Source organism: Bacteroides sp. 1001136B_160425_E2, from assembly GCF_015559655.1.
GTDB classification, from domain to species: Bacteria; Bacteroidota; Bacteroidia; order Bacteroidales; family Bacteroidaceae; genus Bacteroides; species Bacteroides luhongzhouii.
Genome location: NZ_JADMQH010000011.1, coordinates 186,994 through 208,278, shown reverse-complemented (window position 1 = coordinate 208,278; position 21,285 = coordinate 186,994). Strand labels below are relative to the sequence as shown.

Below are 21,285 nucleotides of genomic sequence, written 5' to 3'. Positions count from 1 at the left end.
GAAGTCATATTCTCGAAGCTAACTTCAAGGTTTTCAAATCATAGATTAAGATTTCATCCTTATCTGTTTTGTCATACTTGTTATTATTGTTTGTATCATAATAACCTGCGACGACAAGTTTACCTGTTTGTGTATTGACAGTCCCAGTACGGACAAAAAATTTATCTTCCGTTAATTGAGTCATTTCTTTTCCGAGCGTATCGCACTCCCCCATAAGGTATTGTACCTTCCAATTCATTTTTCCTGAATGGAAAAGTTATAGTTTTTACTTCACGCCCTTCATCATTGCTCTTTGAATGATAAAAAGTTTCCTATTGTAAATTGAATAATCATATTTTAATTGTATTATTCGAGATTTTACCACAATTACTACTACAAAAGTCAATTAAATATCACACCTTTGTACTCACTAAAAATTAGAATCATATATGAAAGAAGTAATATTTGTAATTTTAGAAGGGTTCGCCGACTGGGAAGGCGCATATATAGCTACCTGTTTGAATCAGGGAGTCAAGCCCGGAAATCCTATTAGTTATAAAGTGAAAACCCTATCAATAACCCAAGAACCTGTAAGTTCAATAGGCGGATTCAGAGTGCTGCCTGATTATGGGCTAAAAGATATGGCAGAAGATTATGCGGGGCTGGTGTTAATTGGCGGTATGAACTGGTTCTCACCTGAAGCTGAATTGATAGTTCCACTTGTAGAAAAAGCTATTAAAGAAAAGAAATTAGTTGCCGGAATATGTAATGCTTCTGTTTTTCTGGGTATGCACGGTTTCCTTAATGAGGTAAAGCATACCAGCAATACGCTCAATTATCTAAAACAATATGCTGGGGATAAATATACAGGCGATTCGAACTATATCAATGAACAAGCTGTAAGAGACGAAAATATTGTAACTGCCAACGGAACCGGGCAACTGGAATTTTGCAAAGAAATATTATATGCATTAGAAGCTGATACTGCCGATGCGATAGAGGAAAGTTATCTGTTTTATAAAAACGGATTCTGTCCGGAAGCATAAAATGAATGAAAGAATGACCATTCTTAAAAAAGGAATATTTAAGCAATCAGGAAGAGAGACAATAGCATAACGATTTAAGAAAAATAGAAAAAAGCCCGGCATCTGTCGGGAGAAAGTTCTTTCTTGTTATCATTTGGGACATATATCATCCAAATAGCAGCTATTTTCCATTATTCATTCACCATTCAATATAAAATACTAAGATAAACCGTTCTTTTTATTATTCCTATCCTTTCTAACAGTTATGCCAAACTAGAGAAAAAGCACCATCAAAAAGACCGGTTTCAGCTTCCTCAACGATGACTAACAAGTTCCCCGGTGAGGAAGATAGCGACGCACACCGAGGAACACCTCGCTCCTCACCGAGGAACGAACGCTTTGCCTGCAAGAAAAGATGCATACCGTATGTAGTTTTATGCGAAATAGACCTGCATTTCCGCATATTATTGCACTAATTTATGCCGTTTATTCACTGGTTCATTGTTTTTAAAGTCGCTATTCTTTTATACAATCTTAAAAATAGCACATTGAGACTATAAAAGCTCTGTCTCTTAGTATCTCTTATATACTATGAGTTTTATTCTACGATAAAGCTCTCCGATTTGAAATTACTATAAAACCTACCGGAAGTTGCCGTAAATTTCAATACACAATAGTCGGGATCGGTGACTCCCTCGGGATAATACATTGTATCGCCTTCCTGCCATATCATCTCTTTACTGGCACTGTCTGTCAAAACTTCCATGGTGCCACGCAACATTACTCCCCGAAAGAAGCGGTTATCACAAAAATAAATACAAGCATGATTGTTTTCCCGGTATTGTGCTACACGCATGGATGAAGTATTCGTTGTCAGATAAATCGTTTTTATCCCTTCTCTCTTTCTAGGCTGCAACATTGCCTTGATATTAGGAAACCCTTCACTGTCTATAGAACCGATAAAAGCTGTTTTCAACTTATCAATCATGTTCCCTACTGTTTTTTCTACATCTTTCATCATTTCATTTTTTATTGTTAGTTATTATCTGATGCGAAAGTAGAAAAATAGAAGAAAAACGGCGTAATAAAAAGAAGGGGGAAAATAGTACTTTTTACGGTTTATGTGTTTTCCGATAAAATAATGGAGTTTCTCCCGTATGTTGCCGGAAGCTGCGGATAAAATAGGAAACCGTTGAAAAGCAGAGTTCAAAAGCAATATCCGATACGGGGAAGTTTGTATAAACGAGCAGTCTTTTAGCCTCATCCATCACTTTATTCTGAATATATTGTTTTGCGCTGAAGCCCATTGTCGAGGTTACCATCTCATTCAAATAGTTTGAAGTAATACAGAGTTTATCCGCATAATACTGAACCGAATGTTGCTCTTTTGAATGGATATTTACCAATTTCATGAATTTACTTACATGATTATTAGTCGTTTCTCTACTCCCGCCCTCTTCTATCGAAGTCATTTTAAGATAAGCCCGGTCCAATAACATCAGGACTTCATAAAGCAACGCTCTCAATACATGCACACCGTTTTGCTGATACGAATCAATCTCCATCTTTATATGATGCAAAATTTGGAATATACGGGCATAAAGCTCATTCGACAAATGTAGTCTTGATGAAAAGCTTTCCAGCTGAAAAAACGAAAGATGCTGTACAAACAAAGAATCTTTAAAGAGGGAAGACAAGAACTCTTCCTCGAAAATCAGCGCATAACCATTGATGATATGATACGTATCCCAGTTCCGGATTTCTCCCGGTTTAGAGAATAGAACGTCACATGGAGTTACTTCATAGGTTTGGTTATCGACTGAAAAACTGCCTTTACCTTCTGTTATAAAAGTAACATCATAATAATTCAAAGTGTGAATAGCACTTTCAGCCAAGAACCTCTTCACATATTTCAGTTCTACAACATCGACCAAAAGCTCGCTTCCATACTTATTCTTATAAAAAGTATATCGAGGTATTGAGTTTTTCATTTGGAATACAAAAATAATATTCCTTACCAAATAATCCAAGGACTTTTCAAACTCAATTAGATTGAACAGTCAATGAACCATCTGATAAGGAATAGATTTTAGTTAATATATGTCACTTAAAAACACCTAATTCGACATAGCAGGCATCAATGTGCCTCTCAAGTATAATTTCCTTTGGGTATATCGCAAATACCAGATACAAATCAATAATGAAACCACCGTTGAAATGGGCGGAGCAAATCCCATGATAAACAGCGACGAGCTATCCATCTGACTGAACCAGTATGACAATGGTATACGGAACAGGAAAGTGGCTATCAGACTGTGAATCATCGGGAATAATGAGTTCCCTTGTCCGCTGAAATAAGAATTAATGCAGAACACGAAACTGACTATGATACAGTCAATGCTATATCCCCGCAGGTAATCTGCCGCCATTGCCACCACAGCGGTATCTTTCGTAAAGAAAGCGGTGAGAGTCTCCGGCAAGAATTGCGAATACACGCAAACCGACACACCGAAAACAAGAGCAATCCCTATTCCGGAAGCAAGACATTTATTCATTCTCTTGATAAGTCCCGCCCCGTAATTTTGTGCAGTCATGGTTGCTACAGCCGACGATATAGCCATCGGAGGCAGCATGGCAAACACAATGATTTTCTCAACAACACCTAAAGAAGCAGACGCAATGACTCCCATCTGATTCACAATGACAGTGATAATCAGAAATGAGACATTGATTAAAGCATCTTGCAAAGCAATAGGTGCTCCCAATACCATGATCTTTTTAGACAGATTCCGGTTCAAACGGATATCCTTCCGTGAGAAATCAAAGTGGAATCCATGCCGATATAAAAAACAAAGTGCTATTCCAAAGCTGACGCCTTGTGCAGTGACAGTAGCAATAGCCGCTCCTGTAGCTCCCCAATGAAAATAACCGACCAGTATAAAATCGAGCACTATATTGATTACACATGCCAAACCTACAAAATAAAGCGGTGTCTTAGAATCACCCAATCCACGCAGAATACCACATACAACATTATATCCCACTATAAACAGAATGCCCATAGAGCATACCAGAATATAGCTTTTCGTATCTGCCATAGCTTCAGCAGGAGTATGCATCACTTCTGCTATCTGACCATGAAAAAGCACCATGACCAAAGTAAGCAGCACGCCGATAATTGAAAACAGCCATACAGAAGAGCCAATGGTAAAAGCAACCTTCCGATTGTCTTTAGCTCCGGTAGCAATGGCAATTAGCACCGTTGTTCCGGTGGTAATGCCCAGAATAATACCTGTAATTGTCTGCATCACCTGACTACCGATAGCCACGGTCGCTACACTTGCCGAATCATCATATTGTCCTACAACGAAAAGGTCGGCCCCACCATACAGTGCCTGGAGCACATTGGCAATCAGGAAAGGTACTGCAAACTGCAACAATACCTTCGGTACACTTCCTTGTGTCAAATCTAACTCTTTCATAGTTTCTTCGATACTTCTCCTCTTTATCTTATTTGTTACAACATAAAAAAAGTGCCGGACAAGCGAATGATTTACACCATTCATCTTATCCAGCACTATAATTATTATTATAGCACCCTCCGATGAGGATTTTTATGCCTGTCCCTATTTTAGGGCTGCAAATATGGGCTTTGTTTTCATAACTACCAAATTTTAGCTGTTTTTTTTCAAAGAGATAACTCGCTAGATATCAAATTTTAATAGATAAAACCCGATCTATAGAATCTCTGTTGGAGAAACGGAAGAAAGCTAATAACCGATCCGGATTCAGCGTATAACGCGCCCGTTCTTTTAATAATGATTCTGCATTCATGACGGCACATGAATGAGACACTGCGGACATCATCGGCCAGTCCTTTAACGAATTTCCTACGACTAAAGTATGTTCAGAAGATAGACTCAAAGCTTGGCACAGCTGAAGTAGTCCCTCCTTCTTACTTGCTTCATGATGAATCACTGTGATAAGTGGAGCTTTATGAAAAACCTGACAGTGACTTTCTTTTAACCGGACAAGAATATCTTCTCTCTGTTCTTTATTACGTACCAATATACTATATTTGTAAACCACTCCTTCATAACTATGAACAGTAACCTTTGCCGATTCTCCATAAATATCCGGCACTTCCACTGGCAAACACTTGACCTGACCCGAATAAGACAATAAACCTCCATCTGCGAACACTCCTCCCTTGAATAAATCGAAAAGAGTCTTCCCCAGTTTCCTTCTTGCTTGTTCCATCGACAGAGAAGTGGCAAGATACAATGAAGCCGACTGTGCCATAGCTCGCAATGCATTAGCATAACTTTCAGGCACCTTTCCCCCTGCGTCAGTCAGCGTTCCATCCACATCGAAGAAAACAGTAGTAATAAGTGGCCTATCCGGTATTCGCCAAAACGTCCCTTCACCCATTATTCTATGCAGAGGGTGGTTGTTCAGGTTACTAAAAGCAAGATAACAGTCACAAACCTTTCTCTTACAAGATAGTGGCAGTATAGAGCTATCGCCCTGATAAAAATTACCTAGCTTCACCCGACTTCGGGGACAAGCATACATATCCCCTTTCCAATCAACAAAACAATTGCTTTTTCCTCCTGCACAAACGCCCCATTGTGCAGGAGCATTCTTCAAGTCGTATTCAAAGAGATTATCCAATTGCCTAAAAAACAGAATATCTTCCTGACTCAACGGTGAACTTAATCCCTGCATGGCATTAATAAACAAATAAATGTCCGGTGAAAGAGTCTTCCGCAAATCATTAAGTACCGCTTTTGCAGACGGATTTCCTACGGCTCCGGCACATACCTCCATTCCTGCATGATGGAGAATATGAATCTGCCCCACAAATTTCTCTACCGACACCATCTCGGGATGAAAACTAGCCCAAAGCCTGATCTTACTTATAACAGCCAGAGACATACGAATTTCATCAAGCCACCGTTTAGCAGAAAAAGAAAGATTAGTCTGACAGGAAATCCCAGCCACTTGTGGCAACGCTGCTAAATGGATAATCCCTTTCCGATAATAACGATGTATCAATGCTTCACCGTAAGGAATAATAAATAACTGCAAAGGTCCCCCTTTCCATTGTTCAATAGCCGTAATAAAACGGTCCCACGCCTGTTCATCCTGCGTAGTGGCTACCAGATGCGACTTTTTGCCGAAGGGACAATAAGAGCAGCTATAATTGCAGCTATTCAATTTACCACGATAATAGATACGTTTGATGGAAAGTAAAGAACCCTCGTTTTTCATTTCTATTTCGTTCAATAAGAATAAGTTTCCATCAGCCCTCTTATTTCAGGAGTAATGAATAACTGACCAATATAATCAGAATATGCCATTCCTTCGGAAGTAAGACAAATGCGGCTATCTGTATTTTCTATCCATTGCCGTTCTGCCAATTGCCGGAATAATGGAATATCATCCGGTGATTCGCCAAAACGGCGCTCATATTCGGCTTTATCAAGACCCATATAATACATCAGATTTTTAATGATGAAACGTTGTCTCCGCTCTTCTTGAGAGAGAATAAACCCATTACGAGCTACTGTAAAATCAGCAGTGCCCATATAGTCATCTATCTCTCCGGCAATACAGCGCTGACATACAGTATACCGGGTAGCATAATGCAAATTCCCCAAATAACTGCGTCCACCGGAACCACACGAAAGCATCACTTCATCTCCACATGAGATTTCCGCATCAGTAGACAGATGATGAACAAAACGCCGCATCGAAGTTTGTAGAAAGCCTCTATCTTTCAACATATCACGAGCGGCACAATACATCTGAAAACAGACATCATCAGATTCCCGCTCCGTGATAGCTGTTCCCTGTCGCACATATAATGGATAGATAAAGAGTTCGTTAGGCTGAAACAGAAGAGCCTGCTCCAGGGAAAAGAGAAAACTATCCACTGTTTGTCCTTTGATTCCGTAAATCAAGTCAATATTAAAAAAAGGAAATTCCATCTTCCCGATAGTTTCCAACGCCTGATTTATCGTGTCTTGCCGGGGACGTCTTTTCAAAGCTGTTAATTCTTCGTTGAGAAAACTTTGTATACCTATACTTACACGAGCCACTCCTGCTTGTTTCAACAATGTCAAACGTGCAGGATCAGCATACTCCGGTGATGTCTCTACGGAAGTAAAAGCATGTGAAGGATGAACTCCGAACAAGGTAGCCGTCTCCAACAAGTATTCCAGTTGGGAAACAGTGAGGAGCAATGGCGTACCTCCTCCAATAGCGAAACTATCAAATATCAGTCCGGTGGTAAGAGGTGACAACTGTTGTGCCTGCTTGTGAAGGGCTTCCAAATAGGTCGCGATATAATCCGCACGATTTGTTTGTAGAGAAAACAGGTTACAATATCCACATTTATGACTACAAAAAGGAATATGAAAATAAAGCGATGCCTTCTGCCCTTCCACCTGTTCCATATAAGGAACCAGCGAAACCGGGGATGGAAAAGGACGATAGGCAGTTTTATGTGGATAGCTATACATATAGTCTACATATCGTGGTAGCGGTTGATTCATTTTTTCGTTAAAATAAAGTGTTTGTAAGGGACTGTATAAACCGTTTCATGAGATATGCAATGATATTCATACCCATCTTCACCATAGCAAGTGCCATGGTCGGAAAGGGCAATCACCAGCGTATTGCCCCGCTTCTGAAAAGCCTGAAACAAACGAGGTAACTGACTGTCAATATATTGCAGGGCAGCCGCATGTGATTCTTTATCATCTTTCATTTTACCCTCCACATAATGACAGTTCGGATAATGGATAGCAGAAAAATTGATATACATAAAGATCCGCTTGTCCTCCGGATAATTTTCTAGTTTTTTCAATGCAAAATCAATCTGTTTTTCAGTACTATCGGGTGCTGTGCATCCAAAAGCAGGCAGCCAATAACTTTTAGTAAAGTAACCGGGGAATACACGCCCCAACTCATTACGTTTGCTAAAGAAGTTCACACCACCTATACAAATCGTTTCATAGCCTGTATTGGCAAGACTCTGCACAAACGTTGCTTCTGTAAATGGATAACTTCCTTTAGGCGGAATACGTCCTGTACCCGCCTGCACGGGGAAAAACAACCATTTACGGCTACGCAATGAATGAGGTTCTGCCGGAGAAGGCAGAAATCCTGCAAAGATGGCAAAATGAGACGGGTAAGTAAAATTTCCCGGAGCATGTCTTTTCTCCCATTCTCCTCCATGACTGTTCAATACAGGCGTTCTTCCGGCCACTTCTTCCTCTTTGCTGACATCATAACGCAAGGTGTCAAAGCAAAGCATCAATATATCATGAGTACCCACTACCTGATTCATATCCAGATCCGGATGATGGGTCTGTTCGCCAGCCGGCAGTTCATCTATTTGCATGGTTATATTTCTTTTTTATGTTTTTTATTTGTTGAATATAAATAGAATTATGGGCAAACATATCCTGATAAACATGGTCTCCTTGTCCGTTGACTTCTATTATATAAGGAATATCCGTCCCTCTTTCTATCAATATATCTACTCCTGCATAACGCAAATCCAAGGATTGGGCAGCTTCCTGACATTGAAAATAGATTTGTTGCCGCACTTCTTCGGATAAAGACAATTCATTCCACAAATGCGCCTTGTTGTTCAGGTGCAGGTTCGTAATACTTCCTTTACTGCATCTCACAACGATATAATCTATTTCAGATTCCCGGCACACTACCCGAAGATCGTAATTTTCTCCTTGCAATTGTTCTTTAGGAATCCATTCCTCCAGGATAGCTTCTGTTTGTATCACAGCTTCTGCTAACAGGACAATCTCTTTTTCCACGCTCAAACGATTGATTCGTTTGGTATTATAAATGACTCCGTCCACTTGCCGCAGCGTAGTATAGACCACCCACTTATTCCGGTTAGGCTGATAACGAATCGCCATAATGCCTCCCGCACCCGAACCATAACGTGGTTTTAAAAAGCATCCTCTCCCACAATCGGCAAGAAGCTGCCGTAACTCATCGAAAGAGTGTGGAGATGATAACATCGGAGTCACTTTCAGCCCTTTGTCCATCAGAACCTCTTTAGTTTCCTTTTTATCAAGAGCACGCAACAAAGCATCAGGAGTATTTAAAAAGCGAACATCATCAGGCAGGCTCATCTTGTTCAAACGTTGCAATGTCTCCTTATATGCCTGATTCAACAGCGCATATTTCAGGAAATCAGTTTCATCGCTTACACAGGGTTCCAGTTTGATAACTGCCTGCCGCAATAGCGGCAAGCAGCCAAAAAGTTCCTCATAAGTCATAAAACAAACTTCTGTCTGCAAGTGCTTACCTGCTTCAACAAAGTATTCTATACGTTTGGATAAAGAGTTGCTGACAACGATTATCTGCATCTCCTATTCTGTAATCATCGGATAATACCACAATTCACCATCATATTTATCCGCCTCTTCAGTTTCGGCAATGTCTATTTTCATAGGAAGATTCTGCAACTGTTTCTTCATGTCCTTGCTCAAATAATTATAGCGCATATTGATAAACTTCAAGTGAGCGATCTTATCCATATTATCCAATAATAACTGTGCACCTTCATCTTTAAGAGTACCAGCCGAAATATCCATGGTTTCAAGTTGAGGAAGAATATCCGACTCCAGGAACATTTCTACAATACTATCCTGTTCTTCAGAATTAACAAGCCCCAGATAAGTCAGCTTCGGAAAACGCTCTTTGGAGAAAAGCGGGCGGAATATCTCAATATCACCTTCAAATCCGTAATCTTCCACACCAACATATAGAATCAGTTTTTCCAGATTGGGAAAATCAGAAGCAAGAATGTCCTCTACCACTTCAGTAGGCAGACCACCACTGATTATTTCCAACGACCGCAACTCCGGACGTGAAGTTCTTCCTAAACGCAGATTGTTTGTTCCTTTTATTTTCAGATCCTTCAATTTAGGCATACTATCGAGCAGCGGACTAAGATCGGCTTGTTCAATCCATGAGATTTCCTGTTCTTCTTGTTCAATATCCCCCCAAAACAGACCTTCTATCTGTGTAAACTTGTCCTTATTTTCAATGAGACCTTGTAACAAAGCCGAGCAGTCCTCGCCCTCATAATCCCAACAGCCAATCGTTATTTGTTTATATTCAGAGAGATGTTTGTCTTTCAATATCTTATCCAAAAGCTTCACATCGTTTTCATACTCATCATAACTCAATGTATATTTCTTAGCTTCCACTTTCATTTCACGTGCTGTTTCTTCGGCAGTTTCCACATAACCTTTCTTTGTCTTCTCTGCAATCAGTTTGCCGGCAGCCTTTTCAGCTTCTTCAGTAGTCGCGAAGTTTTTCACTTGTGTTTGTCCGGCAGTCCCCAGCTTACCATAATTTACAGTAACATCTGTTCCGACTACCTCTATACTCCAGAATTTTTGTGATTTAAAATCTTGAAAAACAAATACTCTCTTCATAATACAGTTTTTAATAGTTGATATTTGCACACTCAACACAGAACGCGCATGAACAATACTTGCAAAAATAGCTATTTTATGTAATGTACAAAGAAATCTGTTTACTAATCTTTCAGGGTATTCAAAAATTAGCCGCTTATCTATAAAACCTGTATATACAACAAAGGCCGCCCAAAAGGCAGCCTTTGTTATTCTATTTATGTAATATATCTATTTAATCCTCAATCGTACATATACTTACACGGTTCCAATCCGGTTCGGTAAACATGTCACCTACGCCCTGACCTTCAGCAGTAATGCGGGATGCATTAATCTTGTATTTATTAACAAGGATAGTCTTTACAGCCTCTGCACGAGCAGCAGCGATTCTTGCGTTGACTTCAACACTACCTTCCGGAGAAGCGTATCCTTTAATAACAACTTTTGCATCGGCATATTTCTTCATGTATGAAGCTACACGTTCCACATTAGGAAGTTGCGAAGCGTCAACCGATGATTTACCTTGTCTGAAAGTAATGATAGATTCGGGTACACGGGCAGTTTTCACTACTGTTTCTACCGGAACCACCTTTGTACGGCAGGCTTCAAGTTCTTCCTGTAATCCGTTGATCCGCTGATTTGCATTGCTGATTTCACCATCTTTGTTGTTCACCTCTGAACGAAGCGCATTGATGGAAGAGTTCAATCCGTCAATTTCAGCTTGGTTGTACACTCTCACTTTAGCAAAATGATGTGTTCCGTTACTTGTCTTAAAGTGATATGTCAATCCGGCTGTCAATTCGAAACCTGCGTTATTGGCATTGAAACGGCTCTTTGTTTCGGGGTAAGTGCCTTGCATATCATATACAATGGCAGGCTTAATACCCAATGTCCATGCTTTACTTTCACCCAAGTTGAAGTTGAAGTTCAATCCCAAACGAGTAGACCAGGAGTTCTGATCTCCGTCACCATTCACATAATAATGTAACCAGCCCATTCCTGCAACAGCTTCCACCTCAAACAAACGAGGTTCGCCAGTGTAACCTGCAAATAGATTCATCAAATTGACTTTACCCAATAAGCTGACATCCGAAGCATCAAAAGATGTTTTACTCGGAGTGGTATTAACATATCCCATTCCCTGAAATCCCAAACCGAAGATAGGAGTTAATTGTTTTGAGACTCCCACTCCAAAAGCGGGGCGCATATTTTTAAAGAAAGCACTGTGAGTAAGGGGAGTGATCGCACCGGCATTCACTTCTACAGACCAATTATCTGTAACTTTTGTACCTTCCACAACTGATTGGGCTTTTGCTGTAAGTCCACCCAATATCAAGGCTAATAAAATAATCGATTTTCTCATAATCATAAGTTTTAAAATGTAATGTTTTATCTGCTAAATCATTAGAAATGCTTTATTTGTCCATGTCTAACTTTCTAGTTCATTTTTTAATTCGTTATTCACTTTAAACAACATATCATATCAAAAATTAGTTCGCAAGCCTAGTAGCCAATTAACATCTATTGTGTTTTCGAGAAATCTAAAATATGAAAACCACATCAACAAACGATATTACTTATCGTTTTCTTCTCCATCATTCCAAGAAAACTTCTTAAAAGACAAACGCTCAAGCGGAGGCTATTTCTACCGTTTGAGCGTTACTTTTCTTATTATTTCTCCGGAATTACATCGTTCAGACAGGCTATGGCATTGAGTGTGCGCGGATAACCGATAAATGGCAATAGTTGCGTTACGACTGCCAGCAACGTATCTTTATTATTCCCTACGTTGACATTTCCCTGTATGTGACTTTTTACCTGCGATTCACAGCCGCCTAAAGAAACAAGTATCGAGAATGTAATCAGTTCGCGGGTCTTTACATTCAGTCCGCTACGTGTCTGATAGTCGCCGAAACAGTTGGCGGAGAGGTAACGTTGGATGTGCTTCTGATTGTCGGGAGCGTTCTTATGCATCTGTTCTATCCGTTCACCAAATATGGATTTCTGCAACTCCAGTCCCTTATTGAAACGTGTTTCGGATAATACAACCGATTGTCCTTCCAAAGGAAGACGCACGCCACGGGCGAGCAATATATCATTGGTGATACCGATAAAATCTCTGACCTTAGCCATGCCCGCATAGGCTACTGACTGGTAAAGGATTTCTTTTATTTCTATCGGAGTAATGCCTTCATTAAGGGCGCTTTCGAGTGTGATGCGGTATTCGGCCTGCGCTTGTGAAGCAATATTGGATGCCAATGTTACCATAAGACGGGTTTTAATGTCCAGTGCACCGTATTCTTGCACTTCTTTTGTAAAATTACTAAATATATCGTCCAATTCAGGATCGGTAGCTTGCAGTCCGATTGCTATGTTATCTTTCGTTGCTTCGGCATACTGTTGGTCATCCACTCGTTCCAACCACGTATTCTGGTTGGCCTGCGGATTGCATCCGATAGCCAGATGTGAGAACCAACTATCGGGAGCGGCGCCATGCCAGTGTTCTATGTTCGGAGCAATTTCAACCACATCACCAGGAAGCAAACGGCGCGCAGCTTTACCACGTTCCTGATAATATCCCACACCGCCGACGGCAATCAGGAGTTGTCCACCCGTATGGCTGTGCCAATTATTCCGGCAGCCAGGCTCAAAAGTAACGTTGGACATGGGTACATTCAAGTATTTGTTACCAGTCAGCGGTGCCAGCCAAGATCTACCCGTGAAATATTGTTCGAATCCGGTATTCGCTTTTCCTACCGGAAATGCGCTGATGTTTTGAGGTACTTCTTCTTTTTTCATATTCTGTGCATTTATAGATTGCATCGGGATTTGCATCATTCCGATAGCTATTACAATAATAAAAAACAATTTTCTCATATAACTACGTATGGTTTATTATTTATGAACTCTCTGATAATGCAAAGTTAGCTATTCTGTTCCAACTCTTTATGATACAAATTACGGATATAGAAACCAATATTACTGATTCAATTTACTTAATCTTCAGCCCGGGAATGAGTGGAGTGGTATCTACCAGTTCGAGCGACTGCACCATATCAAGCGTTTCTTTTTTATATTTCTGAAAATGAGGCGTAGCAATATGGCTTTTATAAGCTGCTTCATCAAGATAAATTTCAAGAATTGTCACATGGTGGGGACGTTCTTTCTCCGCTACGGCATAGAGTACCAGCACACCTGGTTCTAATCGCATTGAGGCTTCGATTTCTTCCTTCAGATAAGCATTATATTCTTCCAGTCGTGCCGAATCGACTGTTATGCGAGACAACCGTACTTTATTATTTTCGGTGGCAAACCGCTCAACCGGTTTAATGATGCTGGCCGAAATAGCGGCAGCAAACAATAGAAAAGCAATCAGTAACTTTTTCATCTTGATAACTTATGATAGTTCGAATTTCAGTATTAAATTACCGATTACAAAATTACTGGGAATCATCCACCCCGGATGTAGACGATTTACGGATATTTATACCCCAATCATGGATTTTGAAGATGGAGAACTAATTTTATGGATAAAAAAGAATTATATTTGTAACCTACTAAAAGCAGACAACGCTATGGAAGAGAATTATAAAGACGAAATGGTTGTAATAGATAACGTGAATCGTTATAACGAAATCTTCGGGCTTGAAACCAAACATCCGTTGGTCAGCATCATCGATCTCACCAAGGCCACCACATGGCCTACACGCGCATGGTTTCGCTATGAAGTGTATGCGCTATTTTTGAAGAATGTAAAATGCGGTGATATTAAATACGGTCGTCAATATTATGACTATCAAGACGGAACCATTGTCTGTTTTGGCCCCGGGCAAATTACTGATTTGGAATTGATCCAAAATATTCAGCCCAATGCGCACGGCCTCCTATTCCATCCCGACCTCATACGAGGCACTAGCCTCGGACAAGAAATAAAAAACTACTCATTCTTCTCTTACGAAACCAATGAAGCACTCCATCTTTCTGAAGAGGAGCGACAGATAGTAATGGATTGCCTGCAAAAAATAGCAATCGAACTAAACCATGCTATCGACAGACACAGTCGCCGCCTGATCTGTACCAATATCAGATTGCTGCTTGATTACTGTATGCGCTTTTACGAACGGCAGTTTGAAACCCGAAACAAAGTTAACAATGATATTATCGTCCGCTTCGAACATCTGCTCAATGAATATTTTGAAGGAGATGCTCCGCAACATTTAGGATTGCCATCGGTCAAATACTTTGCCGACAAAGTATTCCTTTCTCCCAACTACTTTGGCGATATGATTCGTAAGCAAACTGGTAAAACCGTCTCCGAATATATTCAGGATAAAATGATTGAACTGGCAAAAGAACAACTCTTGTCTTCGGATAAAACAACGAGTCAGATTGCCTACGAAATCGGATTCCAGTATCCACAACATCTTAGCCGAATGTTTAAACGAATTGTCGGGATGACTCCTAATAAATTCCGCACGCAAACCTGACATCTTAAATACAAAGATATAGCGTCATTATTAGATCAACACATTCCTCCCTTATACTCCCCGTTCAGGTATTTTTTACGTTATGAATGGGAAGTGCTTAACATAGCATTACAAGTGACTTTTTTACTGACGAGATAATACGAATATTAAAGAAGCGTCAATCCTCTATCTGTTTAAGGATTCTACACGGATTGCCAACCGCCAGCACATTGGCCGGAATAGACTTTGTGACAACGCTCCCTGCCCCAATAGTTGTATTATCGCCAATAGTTACTCCCGGAAGAATAATGCATCCTCCACCAATCCACACATTATTACCAATAATCACCGGAGCTGTCTGTGACTTCCAAAAAGTACTGTTTTCAGAGGTTCTTTCCGATGCCTTTGTAGAATGAAAAACAGTATAAATATGTACTCCCGGCCCAATCCCCGAATTATCACCGATAACAATCTTGTTACAATCAAGAAAAACGCAATTCATATTAATCTCTACATTCTTCCCGATATAAATATTCTCACCATAGTCCACAAAGAAAGGAGCACTAATCCAGACATTATCCCCCCTTGAACCGATTAATTCATCTAATAAATCAGAAATTTTACCTGCATCAGTAGTGAGAGTATTATTATACTCCTGTTGAAGCTGCTTTGCTTTATGCCATCTGGTCAATAACTCATTATCAGCACAATCATAAACTTCTCCCGCCAACATTTTTTCTTTTTCTGTTCTCATTTCTCAAATTATTGGTTTATTCATCCTGATACAAATATAAGGAATTATATTATCGAAATGATATAAACAGCACAAAGCCAAAACATTCCACTGGCAAAAAGCATCTGTCAGGCAGAACCGGCAAAAGCATTCACTTTTTCTTCACGAGAAGAACGATATTTGGCATATAGCGTTCCCAAAGCCCAAGATATACACCCGAAAATAAGGAGCAGGAGTGAGAAGGGGGATCTCTCAATAAACTGACAATTATTTTATTATTTCAAAGCCCGCTTCAATCTGTTTAATCCATCTATCAACCGCTGTCTCGGACAGGCAATATTGATGCGGATAAATTCTTCACCAGCCTCTCCATACAGGCTGCCTTCGTTCACCCAAAGTTTTTCTTTCTTCAACAAGTCTTTGACTATTTCCTCTGACACCTGATGCAGAACCGAACAATCTACCCAAACTAAATACGTACCTTCCAACATCATTACAGGAAACTCCGGAAGATAGGTCTCGAAATAACCTTTTAAATAGATGTAATTCGCAAACAAATAGATTTTAAGTTCTTCCAGCCATTCTTCACCCTCATTATAAGCAGCTATCAACGCCTCCACTCCAAAAGGATTCACATCACAGACTTCATTTATATTAATTGCTTTATCTATCCGCCTCCGTACATCTGCATCTGCGGAAATGATATTGGCTATCTGAAGTCCTGCCAAATTAAAGGCTTTGCTAGGCGAAACAAAAGTGACCGAGTTCAGTAGGAATTCTTCTGATATGGAAGCAAAAGGAGTATATTCATGCCCCAGAAATACCAATTCACAATGAATCTCATCCGCAACCACAAATACATTATTTCGAAGACAAATCTCACCTATCCGCCTTAACTCTTGCTTGCTCCACACTCTTCCGGCAGGATTGTGCGGATTACATAACAACAGAAGTTTTACCTTCGGGTCTGAAGCTTTCCTCTCCAAATCATCAAAGTCAATCTGATAGCCCCTGTTTCTATATACCAAAGGATTGGCAATCATCTCGCATCCGTTATTACGGATAGAGGAGAAAAAACAGTTATATACAGGTGTCTGCACCATTACTTTATCTCCGGGCAGCGTTAATGCTTTAATTACAGCAGATATTGCCGGCACAACACCGGTAGTGTAAATAATCCATTCTTTTTCCATCTGCCAGGCATGCCGCCGAGCAAACCAATTTACAACTGCCTCGTAGTATGCATCAGGTACACGTACATAACCGAAAATTCCATGTTCCACCCGTTTCTTCAGTGCCTCCACGACAGGGGGAGCCGTACGGAAATCCATATCAGCTACCCACATCGGCAATACATCCGCATCTTCAGCCGAATCCCATTTATAAGAATTCGTTCCTCTGCGTGGAATAATTTCATCGAAATTATACTTCATATTTCAATTAAAACAGGTTAGATCGTCCCAAAGTTTCAATTCGCAATTTCCTGGTGATTTAATATTTTCGTCCAAAATGATTGCTCCGAAACTTTCGGCAACAATACTTCCAGTACGAGGATTTTTTACGCTATGAACGGGACTTTTAATCGTTGCCTTCACACTACTGTGTTCAAAAGCAAGGTCAGCATCTTCCGCCATCGTACAATTTTCCATCACCAAATCATGTGCGTAGCAAAGCGGTTGAGTCCCCGAAATCCTGCAATTTACCAAACGTAAGTTTTTAGAATGCCAGCCCAGATATTCTCCGTTCAGCTCGGAATCATAGACTGTTACATTTTCCGTATTCCAGAAAGCATCTTTGGAGTTGATAACTGCATTACGGATTTCTACATTCTTGCAATATTGGAACGAATAGTTCCCGTTTTGGGTATAGTTTTGTATCTTAATATTCTCACTGTGTATAAAAAGGTAATCCGCTTTATCAATCTGTACGTTCTTCAGCTCTATATTACGGCAATACCAAAACGTTTCCAAAGCATTAGGCAACTGCACGTTTTCGAGTTTTATTCCGTCCATTTCACGAAACATCTTCGGTGCTTCTACCAAGGTATCTGCCATTTGCAGACTTTGAGAGTACCATAGAGCAGCACGGGCTCCCTCTGTAAAGAGACAGTTTTTCACAATGAATCCGTTGGTATGCCAAAAAGGATATTTTCCTTCAAAGCGACAGTTGATTGCTATAATATTACTACATTCTTTCAATGCAGATTCACCGGCGTGAATTGTTACATCTTCCAGTTGAAGGTCGTGGGTCGCGAACAGAGGACGTTCGCCTCCATATTCTTTATTTCTTATTTGTTCCATTAGTTTATTCTTTAATCTGTTATTTCAAAAGTTACATTTACGCCTCCTGAACCAAGGACAGAGGCTAGTCCTGAAGGATTTGTTATGCGTCCTAAACGGGTATAAGTATATGAGGTGGGAAAGGTTTCATAAAAAAGTACCACACAAGTGGAACCGTAAAGCATCAAGTCCCCCGTCCGAATAGTCCCAGGATTGAATGATGCTGTCGGCAAACCATTCGACAGATAATAATATTTTTCATTACCATGCAGTTCGGACATATCCACTGTCATAGGGAGTAGTCTCTTAAATGCTTTCGCTGTCTCATTATTGTCCAATGTGGCATTGAATGAAACAGGTCCGATTGTTATTTTAAGATTATTGCTCACTGGGGTATCATCGTTATTGTTGTCATTATCATCGGGATTATTGTTACTGCCATTATCACCGGACCCCGAACCATTACCCGGAGTCACTTGTTGACCTGCTCCCTGTATGGGTTCATCTTCGCTACATGATGCGGAACCGACCGATAATGTCAGCATAGTAAGAATTGCTATTATATAGTATCTCATATTTATAGTATTAAAAACTTATTTCTTTAGATATTCCTTAAAGAAAGATTCCAGTTTATCAAATGGAATAAGGCTCACACGATCGTAAAGATCTACGTGCCCGGCACCGGGTACTATATACAGTTCTTTAGGTTCGGCGGCCAATCGGTAGGCGTCTTCACTAAATTCACGTGAGTGGGCATTTTCACCGGTGATGAAAAGCATAGGGCGGGGTGAAATAGTCTCAATATCTTCGAAAGGATAGAAATTCATAAATTTCACATTGCTTGAAAGTGTAGGATGAGTGGTGGTCATAGGAGTTGCTCCGTCGGGGGTAAATTCTCCTCTTTGTGTACGGTAGAACTCATAGAACTCCCGTTCAATCGGACTGGACTTTTCTGTCAGTTGATGTACAGTACCACCGGTATATTTAGTTTCTCCACCTAAAAATTCAGCATAACGCTGTTCTGCCGCTTCAGCCATTATTTGCCTTCTCTGTTCCAATGTCAATGAGTGTTTTAGCCCGTTACGGCTAGCCGTACCCATATTGTACATACTGATTGTCACAATGGCCTTAAGGCGAGGATCTATTTTCGCTGCACTGATAGCAAAACTTCCACTGCCACAAATTCCGATCACTCCAATCAGATTCCGGTCAACAAACGGACGGGTACCTAAAAAATCAACTGCGGCACTAAAGTCTTCCGCATAAACTTCCGGCAAAACAGCATTGCGCGGCTCGCCTTCACTCCCACCCCAAAAAGACAGGTCTATGGAGAGTGTTACAAAACCCCTTTCGGCCATTTTCGTTGCATAAAGATTTGCGCTCTGTTCCTTGACGGCTCCCATGGGATGTCCGACAATGATTGCAGGATATTTGTCTCCTTCTTTCATATTCTTAGGCAGAAACAAATTTCCGGCTACCTTCATTTTATACTGGTTGAAAAAAGAGACTTTCTCCACACTTACCAAATCACTTTTATAAAAGTTATCTGCATCCGTCTGTGCAGAAGAAAAACTAGTTCCAAGCATCATCATAAACACAGTTGTTAATAATAAAATCCGTTTCATATCTCTTATTTTTAATTATTAAAAAATTGATTGTCTACTTTCTACATTGCAAAAATACGATGAAAGAAAGAGACCGTTTGTAGATGAATTACTGACATAATAACCCCAATTACGGATTATATTTTTTTTATTATTCTGTTACAACATTGACATTAACCTGCTTCCGGATATGCGCTACGCGAACCCGCAGATAAACGAATACAATACTCGCAATCAGGAAAAGCAACGATCCAAAAACAGAATATCGTGTCCCCATCTCTGTAATAAAAGCTCCGCATATAGCTGTACCAATCGTTGTTCCTAAATTGGCTGAAGTCAGAAACATTCCATTGGCAAAGTCCGGAGCTTCGGGAGCGGCATCTGTTATCATATATTGCATATTATTACTTGCTATACCCGCCAATACGCCTAAAATAAGAATGACAATCACCATAGCTCCAATCCATTCTCCAACGATGAACAGACAGATATATGAAACCAATAGCGCAAAAGGCATGAAGATAATCGAACGCCTGGCGTTTATTGACAGCAGCTTCCCCGCTATCACATTACCCACAATATTTGCCAAACCATATACAAGTAATACTGCACTTATCACATTATATGGGACCTCCGTTACTTTTTTCAGGTAATCCGACATATAGCTAAAGAATCCGAACATAGCTCCATTAATCAAGGTAACAGCAATAATTGAATGCCACATCGTTGTTTTTTTCAATACGCAAAGCTGCGCACCATAAGATACTTTTTCTTTTACAGGCATGGAAGGGATAAACAAAATCGTAGCAATAAAGACTAATGCGTTTACAACAGTGAAAAACAACATCGCCATGGAGAACGAAACTTCACTGGCAATAAAACTAGTCACCGGAACACCCAACACCATACCGGCGGACACACCGACAAAGACTTTAGAAACAGCCTTGGGAGCCTGTTCCTTGCTAACAGACGCCGCGGCTACCGTAAAAGCCATAGAGACATATACCGGATGCAGGAAAGCGGGAAGTATCCGAGCAATCAACAATACTGTGAAATTAGAGGTGAGCATGGATATTACATTACTTATTGTGAACAATCCCAATGCCAGCAACATTACTTTCTTCCGATTGATCCCCGAAAATAATAAAGGAGTCACAGGGGCTGACGCAGCCACCACCAACGCGAAAACACTTACCGTCCAGCCGGCTTGGGGTACGGAAACATTAAAAGTAATGGCTATTAAGGGCAGGATCCCCACTACTCCCATTTCGGTGTTTATAATTCCAAATACACCGACCGTAAGGATAAAAACGAGCAAACCGCCCGAATTGAGTTTTAATTTATTTTTTTGTTCCATGGTTACTATATGCTATTTATAATTCCAATCCCTTTTTATGGGCGTTTTCAAGATGTACTTTATCAATCTGCCATGCCAGTTTCTCGCATCCGGTACAACCACCGACACAGAATGTCTGCGCTCTACCAATCCTTTAATATATGCATCGGTCAGTCGGTCTGTATTGTCGAGTTTTGTGCCCGCACTCATTATTACAAGTATCTTTTTCATATCTCTCTGATGTATTTTTTCGATTAGCGAAGGAAGCGAAGTGTCTGTCACTTCTTTACTATTCAAATACCGAATTTTATTAATTTCCTCTGCTTCATTAAGTTTTATTTAACATGGCAAAGATCGGAAGAATATAAAGAAGCCATTGTAGACGGATTACGGATATGA

General features: G+C 40.2%; 21 protein-coding genes and 1 pseudogene. 2 read left to right on the top strand and 20 right to left on the bottom strand.

What is annotated here, in order from left to right; translation table 11 throughout:
• Positions 1-4: 4 nt before the first annotated feature.
• Entirely contained in the window at positions 5-238 is a 234-nt protein-coding gene (locus tag I2I04_RS13070; RefSeq protein ID WP_195472954.1) for a hypothetical protein, read from the bottom strand.
• A gap of 190 nt (positions 239-428) precedes the next feature.
• Here I2I04_RS13070 and I2I04_RS13065 point away from each other — a divergent pair, with 190 nt between their 5' ends.
• Positions 429-1,025 (top strand): type 1 glutamine amidotransferase family protein, encoded by a 597-nt coding sequence (locus I2I04_RS13065; protein WP_195655203.1) that lies wholly within the window; start codon positions 429-431, stop codon positions 1,023-1,025.
• Between the two features lie 577 nt (positions 1,026-1,602).
• Here I2I04_RS13065 and I2I04_RS13060 read toward each other — a convergent pair.
• The 11 genes from I2I04_RS13060 to I2I04_RS13010 all read right to left on the bottom strand — a co-directional run bounded on the left by I2I04_RS13060 (position 1,603) and on the right by I2I04_RS13010 (position 13,856).
• Positions 1,603-2,025 carry a pyridoxamine 5'-phosphate oxidase family protein gene (locus tag I2I04_RS13060; protein WP_195655202.1) on the bottom strand — a complete coding sequence of 141 codons (423 nt, stop codon included), beginning with the start codon at positions 2,023-2,025 and terminating at the stop codon, positions 1,603-1,605.
• A gap of 91 nt (positions 2,026-2,116) precedes the next feature.
• On the bottom strand, positions 2,117-2,995 hold the full coding sequence (locus tag I2I04_RS13055) for an AraC family transcriptional regulator (protein WP_195655201.1): 879 nt from the start codon (positions 2,993-2,995) through the stop codon (positions 2,117-2,119).
• Between the two features lie 126 nt (positions 2,996-3,121).
• A complete protein-coding gene (locus I2I04_RS13050) occupies positions 3,122-4,486 on the bottom strand; it encodes an MATE family efflux transporter (protein ID WP_143259685.1) in 1,365 nt (454 codons plus the stop codon).
• A 229-nt stretch (positions 4,487-4,715) separates the two neighbouring features.
• Entirely contained in the window at positions 4,716-6,278 is a 1,563-nt protein-coding gene (locus I2I04_RS13045; protein WP_195655200.1) for an STM4011 family radical SAM protein, read from the bottom strand.
• Between the two features lie 11 nt (positions 6,279-6,289).
• Positions 6,290-7,564 carry an STM4012 family radical SAM protein gene (locus I2I04_RS13040; protein ID WP_195472949.1) on the bottom strand — a complete coding sequence of 425 codons (1,275 nt, stop codon included), beginning with the start codon at positions 7,562-7,564 and terminating at the stop codon, positions 6,290-6,292.
• Positions 7,561-8,415, bottom strand: coding sequence for an STM4013/SEN3800 family hydrolase (locus I2I04_RS13035; RefSeq protein ID WP_143259679.1), 855 nt, complete (start codon positions 8,413-8,415; stop codon positions 7,561-7,563). The genes I2I04_RS13040 and I2I04_RS13035 overlap by 4 nt, the downstream gene beginning before the upstream one ends.
• Positions 8,402-9,412 (bottom strand): STM4014 family protein, encoded by a 1,011-nt coding sequence (locus I2I04_RS13030; RefSeq protein WP_195655199.1) that lies wholly within the window; start codon positions 9,410-9,412, stop codon positions 8,402-8,404. Before I2I04_RS13030 ends, I2I04_RS13035 begins: the two co-directional genes overlap by 14 nt.
• Positions 9,413-9,415: 3 nt before the next feature.
• On the bottom strand, positions 9,416-10,489 hold the full coding sequence (locus I2I04_RS13025) for an STM4015 family protein (RefSeq protein WP_143259675.1): 1,074 nt from the start codon (positions 10,487-10,489) through the stop codon (positions 9,416-9,418).
• Positions 10,490-10,703: 214 nt separating this feature from the next.
• Positions 10,704-11,837 carry an OmpA family protein gene (locus tag I2I04_RS13020; RefSeq protein ID WP_185911511.1) on the bottom strand — a complete coding sequence of 378 codons (1,134 nt, stop codon included), beginning with the start codon at positions 11,835-11,837 and terminating at the stop codon, positions 10,704-10,706.
• Positions 11,838-12,139: 302 nt separating this feature from the next.
• The gene (locus tag I2I04_RS13015; protein ID WP_195655198.1) at positions 12,140-13,345 is read right to left on the bottom strand and encodes a cupin domain-containing carboxymuconolactone decarboxylase family protein; all 1,206 of its coding nucleotides are present in this window, start codon (positions 13,343-13,345) and stop codon (positions 12,140-12,142) included.
• Between the two features lie 115 nt (positions 13,346-13,460).
• Positions 13,461-13,856: a putative quinol monooxygenase gene (locus tag I2I04_RS13010; RefSeq protein ID WP_143259671.1), complete on the bottom strand. Its 396-nt coding sequence runs from the start codon at positions 13,854-13,856 to the stop codon at positions 13,461-13,463.
• 187 nt (positions 13,857-14,043) lie between these two features.
• Between I2I04_RS13010 and I2I04_RS13005 the strand changes: the two genes are divergently transcribed.
• Positions 14,044-14,955 (top strand): helix-turn-helix domain-containing protein, encoded by a 912-nt coding sequence (locus I2I04_RS13005; RefSeq protein WP_143259669.1) that lies wholly within the window; start codon positions 14,044-14,046, stop codon positions 14,953-14,955.
• Positions 14,956-15,112: 157 nt separating this feature from the next.
• On the opposite strand, the gene I2I04_RS13000 is transcribed toward I2I04_RS13005, so the two are convergent.
• The 8 genes and pseudogenes from I2I04_RS13000 to I2I04_RS12970 form a co-directional block, all read right to left on the bottom strand.
• Positions 15,113-15,688, bottom strand: a complete 576-nt coding sequence (locus I2I04_RS13000) for a sugar O-acetyltransferase (RefSeq protein ID WP_055235299.1) — start codon at positions 15,686-15,688, stop codon at positions 15,113-15,115.
• Positions 15,689-15,798: 110 nt separating this feature from the next.
• Positions 15,799-15,903: pseudogene (locus I2I04_RS23530) on the bottom strand (EamA family transporter); the annotation flags it as partial.
• 39 nt (positions 15,904-15,942) lie between these two features.
• Complete coding sequence (locus tag I2I04_RS12995) at positions 15,943-17,100, bottom strand: MalY/PatB family protein (protein ID WP_195655197.1); 1,158 nt, start codon at positions 17,098-17,100, stop codon at positions 15,943-15,945.
• A 3-nt stretch (positions 17,101-17,103) separates the two neighbouring features.
• Positions 17,104-17,967, bottom strand: coding sequence for a DUF3737 family protein (locus tag I2I04_RS12990; RefSeq protein WP_195655196.1), 864 nt, complete (start codon positions 17,965-17,967; stop codon positions 17,104-17,106).
• Between the two features lie 11 nt (positions 17,968-17,978).
• Positions 17,979-18,521 carry a cyclophilin-like fold protein gene (locus I2I04_RS12985; RefSeq protein ID WP_255553100.1) on the bottom strand — a complete coding sequence of 181 codons (543 nt, stop codon included), beginning with the start codon at positions 18,519-18,521 and terminating at the stop codon, positions 17,979-17,981.
• Between the two features lie 18 nt (positions 18,522-18,539).
• The gene (locus I2I04_RS12980) at positions 18,540-19,571 is read right to left on the bottom strand and encodes an alpha/beta hydrolase (RefSeq protein ID WP_195655195.1); all 1,032 of its coding nucleotides are present in this window, start codon (positions 19,569-19,571) and stop codon (positions 18,540-18,542) included.
• 130 nt (positions 19,572-19,701) lie between these two features.
• A complete protein-coding gene (locus I2I04_RS12975; protein ID WP_195655194.1) occupies positions 19,702-20,907 on the bottom strand; it encodes an MFS transporter in 1,206 nt (401 codons plus the stop codon).
• A gap of 12 nt (positions 20,908-20,919) precedes the next feature.
• On the bottom strand, positions 20,920-21,117 hold the full coding sequence (locus tag I2I04_RS12970) for a hypothetical protein (protein WP_229067720.1): 198 nt from the start codon (positions 21,115-21,117) through the stop codon (positions 20,920-20,922).
• Between the last annotated feature and the right edge of the window lie 168 nt (positions 21,118-21,285).

Bases quoted from the DNA above. Each gene is read 5' to 3' on its own strand.
- I2I04_RS12970 (WP_229067720.1), bottom strand. From the start codon at position 21,117: ATGAAAAAGATACTTGTAATAATGAGTGCGGGCACAAAACTCGACAAT.
- I2I04_RS13055 (WP_195655201.1), bottom strand. From the start codon at position 2,995: ATGAAAAACTCAATACCTCGATATACTTTTTATAAGAATAAGTATGGA.
- I2I04_RS13050 (WP_143259685.1), bottom strand. From the start codon at position 4,486: ATGAAAGAGTTAGATTTGACACAAGGAAGTGTACCGAAGGTATTGTTG.
- I2I04_RS13045 (WP_195655200.1), bottom strand. From the start codon at position 6,278: ATGAAAAACGAGGGTTCTTTACTTTCCATCAAACGTATCTATTATCGT.
- I2I04_RS12980 (WP_195655195.1), bottom strand. From the start codon at position 19,571: ATGAAACGGATTTTATTATTAACAACTGTGTTTATGATGATGCTTGGA.
- I2I04_RS13000 (WP_055235299.1), bottom strand. From the start codon at position 15,688: ATGAGAACAGAAAAAGAAAAAATGTTGGCGGGAGAAGTTTATGATTGT.
- I2I04_RS12995 (WP_195655197.1), bottom strand. From the start codon at position 17,100: ATGAAGTATAATTTCGATGAAATTATTCCACGCAGAGGAACGAATTCT.
- I2I04_RS13010 (WP_143259671.1), bottom strand. From the start codon at position 13,856: ATGAAAAAGTTACTGATTGCTTTTCTATTGTTTGCTGCCGCTATTTCG.
- I2I04_RS13025 (WP_143259675.1), bottom strand. From the start codon at position 10,489: ATGAAGAGAGTATTTGTTTTTCAAGATTTTAAATCACAAAAATTCTGG.
- I2I04_RS13065 (WP_195655203.1), top strand. From the start codon at position 429: ATGAAAGAAGTAATATTTGTAATTTTAGAAGGGTTCGCCGACTGGGAA.
- I2I04_RS12975 (WP_195655194.1), bottom strand. From the start codon at position 20,907: ATGGAACAAAAAAATAAATTAAAACTCAATTCGGGCGGTTTGCTCGTT.
- I2I04_RS13005 (WP_143259669.1), top strand. From the start codon at position 14,044: ATGGAAGAGAATTATAAAGACGAAATGGTTGTAATAGATAACGTGAAT.
- I2I04_RS13030 (WP_195655199.1), bottom strand. From the start codon at position 9,412: ATGCAGATAATCGTTGTCAGCAACTCTTTATCCAAACGTATAGAATAC.
- I2I04_RS13040 (WP_195472949.1), bottom strand. From the start codon at position 7,564: ATGAATCAACCGCTACCACGATATGTAGACTATATGTATAGCTATCCA.
- I2I04_RS12990 (WP_195655196.1), bottom strand. From the start codon at position 17,967: ATGGAACAAATAAGAAATAAAGAATATGGAGGCGAACGTCCTCTGTTC.
- I2I04_RS13060 (WP_195655202.1), bottom strand. From the start codon at position 2,025: ATGATGAAAGATGTAGAAAAAACAGTAGGGAACATGATTGATAAGTTG.
- I2I04_RS13035 (WP_143259679.1), bottom strand. From the start codon at position 8,415: ATGCAAATAGATGAACTGCCGGCTGGCGAACAGACCCATCATCCGGAT.
- I2I04_RS13070 (WP_195472954.1), bottom strand. From the start codon at position 238: ATGAATTGGAAGGTACAATACCTTATGGGGGAGTGCGATACGCTCGGA.
- I2I04_RS12985 (WP_255553100.1), bottom strand. From the start codon at position 18,521: ATGAGATACTATATAATAGCAATTCTTACTATGCTGACATTATCGGTC.
- I2I04_RS13020 (WP_185911511.1), bottom strand. From the start codon at position 11,837: ATGATTATGAGAAAATCGATTATTTTATTAGCCTTGATATTGGGTGGA.
- I2I04_RS13015 (WP_195655198.1), bottom strand. From the start codon at position 13,345: ATGAGAAAATTGTTTTTTATTATTGTAATAGCTATCGGAATGATGCAA.